Source organism: Streptomyces sp. NPDC000404 (genome assembly GCF_040300365.1).
Classification (GTDB): Bacteria; Actinomycetota; Actinomycetes; order Streptomycetales; family Streptomycetaceae; genus Streptomyces; species Streptomyces ramulosus.
In genome coordinates, this window is the sequence record NZ_JBEPDN010000023.1 from 77,730 (window position 1) to 83,729 (window position 6,000).

6 protein-coding genes are annotated in these 6,000 nt (G+C 69.4%); 2 read left to right on the plus strand and 4 right to left on the minus strand.

All coding sequences use genetic code 11. The features are described from left to right. Positions 1 to 130: 130 nt before the first annotated feature. Positions 131 to 943: a GNAT family N-acetyltransferase gene (locus tag ABT345_RS32895; RefSeq protein ID WP_345078615.1), complete on the minus strand. Its 813-nt coding sequence runs from the start codon at positions 941 to 943 to the stop codon at positions 131 to 133. Positions 944 to 1,070: 127 nt separating this feature from the next. Between ABT345_RS32895 and tpg the strand changes: the two genes are divergently transcribed. After that, positions 1,071 to 1,658: a telomere-protecting terminal protein Tpg gene (tpg, locus tag ABT345_RS32900; protein WP_345078612.1), complete on the plus strand. Its 588-nt coding sequence runs from the start codon at positions 1,071 to 1,073 to the stop codon at positions 1,656 to 1,658. Positions 1,659 to 1,760: 102 nt separating this feature from the next. Beyond that, complete coding sequence (locus ABT345_RS32905; RefSeq protein WP_345078609.1) at positions 1,761 to 2,522, plus strand: hypothetical protein; 762 nt, start codon at positions 1,761 to 1,763, stop codon at positions 2,520 to 2,522. A gap of 481 nt (positions 2,523 to 3,003) precedes the next feature. On the opposite strand, the gene ABT345_RS32910 is transcribed toward ABT345_RS32905, so the two are convergent. The 3 genes from ABT345_RS32910 to ABT345_RS32920 all read right to left on the minus strand — a co-directional run bounded on the left by ABT345_RS32910 (position 3,004) and on the right by ABT345_RS32920 (position 4,932). Next, complete coding sequence (locus ABT345_RS32910; RefSeq protein ID WP_345078606.1) at positions 3,004 to 3,426, minus strand: hypothetical protein; 423 nt, start codon at positions 3,424 to 3,426, stop codon at positions 3,004 to 3,006. A 277-nt stretch (positions 3,427 to 3,703) separates the two neighbouring features. Further along, positions 3,704 to 4,177 carry a helix-turn-helix domain-containing protein gene (locus tag ABT345_RS32915; RefSeq protein ID WP_345078603.1) on the minus strand — a complete coding sequence of 158 codons (474 nt, stop codon included), beginning with the start codon at positions 4,175 to 4,177 and terminating at the stop codon, positions 3,704 to 3,706. After that, positions 4,174 to 4,932, minus strand: coding sequence for a hypothetical protein (locus ABT345_RS32920; RefSeq protein WP_345078600.1), 759 nt, complete (start codon positions 4,930 to 4,932; stop codon positions 4,174 to 4,176). Before ABT345_RS32920 ends, ABT345_RS32915 begins: the two co-directional genes overlap by 4 nt. Between the last annotated feature and the right edge of the window lie 1,068 nt (positions 4,933 to 6,000).

Below are 6,000 nucleotides of genomic sequence, written 5' to 3' on the forward strand. Positions count from 1 at the left end.
GCCGCGACCACAGGTGCGCGACCACGTCCTGGCCGCCGGGCGGCAGCCCCTAGATGGTCACCGGCACCGGCTCGGAGGGGAGGACGTCGTCACGCCTCCCCCTGTACGGACCGCCTCCCGGGTCACCGGCTCAGCGCGCGGGGCCGGGCAGGACGCCACGGATGACGAGCTGCCGTCCGTACGGAGTGGGCATGTCCTGCATCTGGACGCCGGTGCGCAGCGGCTTCACCGAGAAGCAGAAGCCCTTGATGGGGCCGTGGCAGATGAACCCGGCCGGTGTGGGGATGCCGATGCCGTCGGGGGAGAGGGTGAAGCCGAGCCCGGCGTAGAAGTCGGTCAGCTCCGGCTCGTGCGTGACATACAGGATGGCCGCGCCGAACTTCCCCTGCTCATGGGCGCCGGCCGCGCGCTCGGCATCGGCGACCAGGGCGCGGGCGATGCCCTTGCCACGCCATGCTTCGACCACCGCGAGGGAGTCCAGGGTGGCGACCAGTCCGGCGATGATGTGGGCGTTGGGCGACCCCATGAGCATGGGATGGGTGTATGCCCACGCCGCTGGCAGCGCCATCGTGCCGCCGACCAGCGCGCCGGATTCGGTCTCCTGCACCGCGCGGACGTGGGTGTACTTGTCGGCGTCCAGGCTCTGGCTGATCGCGGTGGGCAGCTGCCGCCAGGAGCCATCGGGGTTGTCCGGGTCGGCCAGCCGCATCACGGGCTCCAGCGCGGCCGCGTCGGCTGGCGTCGCGTCCCGGATCACCACGCCGTCCGGCAAGGCCGGGACGGCCACGGGGATGATCTCGCCCGGCTGTACCCCGGCCCCAGGGGTTGTGGCGGCGTACATCCGCTCACCCATCACGTTCCCCGAGAACAGGCGCTCCGCCTCACGGCGCGCCGGATTCCCCGACCGCCGGGCGCCCTTGCGCGCCCCGTTCCGCTTCCCCACGCGTTCCTCCCCTTGTCACCGCACACCTCCCCCACCCGGCCTCCGGCCTAACACCCGGAGCTGGCAGGCAACTTGGGGCTGCCGCGCCCGGAATCTGTCCACAGGCGATTCGTGATCCCTAGGAGGTATGAACGAGCACGAGCAGCAGCCGGCCCCGAGCCGGGGCAAGGTCCTGGAGGCCCTCACGCGGGCGGAGCGGAAAGTCTTCACCCGGCCCGCGCCGAAATCCGCAAAGGCTCAGGTGAAATTCCTTCTCACGCGGGCGAAGGGGTCCACCAAGGCCCTGGCGGAACGCCTGGGCGTCTCGCGCCGCACGGTGGAGCGCTACCGCGCCGGGAAGCTGACGACCCCGCAGAAGCGCCTCCAGGCCACCCTGGTGGAGGAGACCGAATCCGAGTGGCAACCGCAGGTCAGAGCACAGACACGCGAGCAGGCGTCCACCTCCAGCGGCATGATGGTGGAGGTGACGGCGTACTTCGGATTCACGTGCTCAGGCAGCTCGGACGACGGCCGCATACGCACCATCACCACCCCGATCTCACCCACCTACGCGAAACAGATCCTCGAACTCCAGGAGGCCGGAGCGACGGAGGAGGATCTACATCCGATCGTTGCGCAGGCCATCACCGAGTCGTATTTCACAGAATGGGGCACTCGCGCCGACGGTCTGCGCGCTGATTTCACGCACGTCCAGTCCATAGATTTCCAGTTCTGACACGGCCGAATTCAGGGCCTGCTATAAACCATATTCGGCGGGCCGCCGTACAGCGCTCTGGCGGCCCGCTCCCGAATCCGCACCACGAATGCGAGGCCGACGATGACCACGCCCTGGCCGCCCCGGCGCTCCGCCCGCCGTCCACTCGCCCCGCGCGTCGCCGCGCCCCACGAGCCGGTCGACCCGGCCCGGATCGGCCGCCGTGTCGTACGGCGCCGGGCGAAGGGCATGGACGCCGGCGCCGTCGCGGCCGCCCTCGAGGAGGCCCGGTGGTTCGCCCGGCAGGACTCGCGGCACGAGGACCTGGCCGACGACGTCCGCGGCCGCGCGGAGCTGGCGGAGTGGGAACGCATCGACCAGCTGCTCGCCGCCGCCGCGCCGGGCACCGTGTACGACCCGGACACCGACGGCGTCGTCCAGGCCGAGCTCGCCGCCGAAGCCGCGGCCGCCGCCGCCCGCGAGGCCGAGCTGCGCGAAGCCGCCCGGACCGCGGCCCGCGCCGACGAGCTCCAGGCGCTGCGCGAGCTCGGCACGCTGCAGCAGACCGAGCTGCGCGCCGGCGACGAAGCCGCCCGCGACGAACTCACCCGCCGCGCCGGCGGCTACGTCCAGGCCGACGTCGACGCCTGGCTCGCCCACGCCCTGGCCGCGCACCTCGGGCACTACGCCGCACCGGCCGCCCGCGAGGCCGCCGCCGGCCTTCTGCCTCCGCCGGTCCTCGCGCACGCCGCGCTGCTCGCCGAACTCGCCCGCCTGGCCCCCGACACCGACGTCGACCAGCTGGCGTTCGCGGCCCGGCTCGCCACCACCGAGCCCGAAGCCACAGGTGCCCTCGCCGGGTTCCTCGCCCGTGTCCGTCCGTAGCGCAGCATTCGCACGCCCCGCTCCGGATCGGCTGGCCTCACGCTCCGTTGCCCCCAGAGCCCCAGGGTCTGGGGGGCGGATCTGGGGGACTGGGGCCGGATATGCCTGAAACGCCTGCGATGCCTAGGGGATTGGGGGCCTGTTTCCCCACGTAGGCGCGTCCCTCGAGGGCGACCTGCGAACCTGTGAGGGAGCTGAGGGGTGGGCCCGCTCGCGATCACTGAGGGTGACTGTCACGCTGTCGCACTCGAGGTGTCACGTCCCCCTCGGGGAAGCGTCACACACCCTCGCAAACATCCCTTTATGTCCGTTTTTCGGGGGCTGTAAGGCTGTCCTGTGCCACCGAACTTTGAGCGATCTCATCGAAGTTTGAGTCGTGCTGCACGGTGACGCGGGATGCAGCGCAGCATTCGCACGGTCCGGTCGGCACACAGATGCTGCTAGTGCAGCAAGGCCAGCCTCACCATGCAGCGGCCATCGCCTACCCGGCTGCTCCCACTGCCGCCGGCACTGGGCCGCCCAGACGTGAGCACGCCTGCACTGCGCAGTCGAAGTACACGTCGACGTCAACGCTGCGCTCGCAGCGGGCGACCTCGTACGCACCCTTCATCGCCTCGAAGGCGGCCACCACGGGCAGGGTGACGTCCTCGTACGCCCCGGCCGCCGTGTCCAGGTAGTGGGCGAAGCCGAAGTTGTAGCTGCGGTCGCGCTCCGCCTCGGTCACGCGCCGGTGGGCCTGGCGGGCCGCCTCGAACCACCGCAGCCCGTCATCTACGCCCAGGGCGTCCACGACGATCGCGAGGAACGGGGTCACCCGCTCCGCGGTCTCGGGCCAGCTGTCGGTGGGCGAGCCGAAGCGGTTGCCCAGCTCCTGGGTGAGGTGGAGGCCGAAGTCGTACGTCACGCCCTACTCGTACCGCGTCGGCTGGCCTCCGCGTGCGCGGCGCGCGGAGCTCCACCCCAGGAATGCTCGTGCGGGCCGTCTCGTCTGCGCTTTCCCCTGGAGGAGAACGATGTACGGCCTGGCGGGCAGGCCCTGCTCCTGTTCTGGAGAACTAGAACATCCGGTACCCCTGGTGATACCGACAGGCTGCGTCGCGGACGTTCGGGCACGAGAACGGCGCCGCACCAGGGGGTGCGGCGCCGTGTTGCCCGGCCGGGCGGGCGGCCGGGCGGCCGGGTCAGCTGACGGCGTGCAGCGAACCGCGCCTCTTGGCGGCTGCGGCCTTCTTCGCAGCGGCGGCGGCCGCCCGCTTCTTGCGCTGCTCGGCGAGCTGGTCCTGATAGGCGGCGACGGCCTTGTGGTAGTCCGCCACGTAGGTCTTGCTGTCCAGCCGGTCGGTCTTGGGCATCGCCTTGACGGCGTCCAGGGCGTCCTCGGGGGAGTTGTAGCCGGCCAGCATCGGGTTGATCTGGTAGACACCGTTGCGGACCTTCTTGACGAGCTTGGCCAGCTCCAGCTCCCGTAGTGCTGCGTTCACGCTGGGGCGGCTGAGCCCGAGCAGCTCGCCCAGGGTGGCCTGGTCCATCGCGATGCGACCGCCAGCCTCGCTGCGCGCCCGGAGCTTCAGCAACGCCCGGTAAGCGGCAGGCGGCAGGTCCAGGTCGGCGAGAAGACCATCAGCGTTGGTCGCCGACCACTTCAACGTACTCACTGGGCTGATCCCTCCTCCTGGCGCTGCGCACGGGCCAGTCGGCGTGCAGCGCGTTCCTCGGACCGCTTCTTCCGCAGTTCCTCGATCGCCTCTCGCATGTGCTCCAACGATGGGAACCGCACCAGATCCGGCAGACTTTCGTCCCTACGGATCTTCGCAATCGCCTTGTCCTGGTCGACCTGCACGTACTCGGCCTCGACCAGCTCCGTGCCGGGGATGAACTCCGCTACACGGTACGAGTAGGGCGGGTTGAACTGGTAGAGGCCACGGCGCACCTTGAAGACGATGCCATGGCCCATGATCTCCTGCAGCGCCTCGTTGATCTTCGCGCGGGGCACGTCCAGGACCGTCGCCATCTCCTCCTGCGTCAGCCGGATCTGCCCGCCAGCCTTCTGACAAGCGATCAACAGCAGGATCAGCCGCAACGGCAGTGCCTCACGGAAGTACTGCGCGATCACAAAGAAGAACTCCAGCGAGTCCATGGAGAACGCCTTGGGGCGCTCCAGGGTGTCGTAGAACTCCATCGGCTTGCGCTCGCTGCTGAGCGAGACCTTCCGACGTGGGTAGCGGCGAGCGACCGAGTCAAGGTCTTCTACCGGCTGCACAGGCTTCGACCACGCCTGGATCTCATCCCCGAGGGGCAGCTCCGTACGGCGCGATGAACGCTTCGGTGTCGGACGACGGCGCTGTGGCTCGGGTGTCACGAGACTGCTCTCCACTTCGCTGATCTTGAACGCCAGCAGTATGTCAGTCACGCCGACATATATGTCGGCGTGACTGACGTTCCGGCGTGTTGTGTCCCCCCAGGGGGGACAGATCTCCCCCCTGCGTGCGTCGGCAGACCGCTCGACGGGACGCCGTCGCGAACGTCGGCCTGGCTGACGTTTCGAGCCCAAAACTGTCGGTGCGACTGACATTCCGTCTGCGATCTGACTACTCAGGAGGTACACATCGCAGACGTTGTGTACCTCCTGGGGTGACAGATCACCAGATGTGCAGGCCGCTGACCAGCAGGTTCTTGATCTGCGTAAGTATTAGGTGGCTGAGGTCCACCTGCAGGCGCCGGCCGGACCCTTCGTGGCTGAGGCGGCTTCGCGCGCGGGCCCGTGGGCCCGCGCAGACCGTAGGCGGCACCAGCGGCTCTGAGTCTCGGGCGGTGCCGACCGTGACGAACAAGCACCAGGAGGCGGGGCCTGCCTCCGTGGCGGGTTCCGCCGCCCGGCCCGAGGGGCCGTTCGGCTCCGGTACCTCCGCACGCCGGAATTCATGCTTTCCGATATCCGAGGTACTGTTCTGTGGCTGAGGCCCGAAGCCGCTCAATTCGTGATTCCTCGCATGACTGGGTGGCAAAACACGGACGCTGACCTTTCATCAAAAAGGCGCACCCTTCCCTGGTGGTGGGGGGTGCCCTGTGTTTCCGCCAACGTTACATGCTGCATCTATCGGATCCACGCGGTACACTGGAACCCACGCGATCGAGCAACCCCCACCACTCGCAGCCAGCCGGGCCCGCGCCAGCGGGCCCTAGCGGTTCTGGAGGCGTAGCCGGAGGGACCGTCAGGCGGGGGAGCGCAGCGGACCCGCCGGGAGCGTTCAACGCTCCCTCAACTCTCTTACTACCGACCACGCTAGCCGCACTGGATAAGCCGTCAGTTGCCCGGTCGCGCACCGCGCGGCCGCCGGGAGCGCAGCGACCGGCCCACTGGTTCCCGAGAGCGCAGCGAAGGGAACCGCCCGTGCTCCGCACGGGCCCGCCGAGCATCGCGAGGCGTTTCGCTTGCACAGGGCGCAGCCCTGTGGTACCCGCGGAGCGGGTACCACAG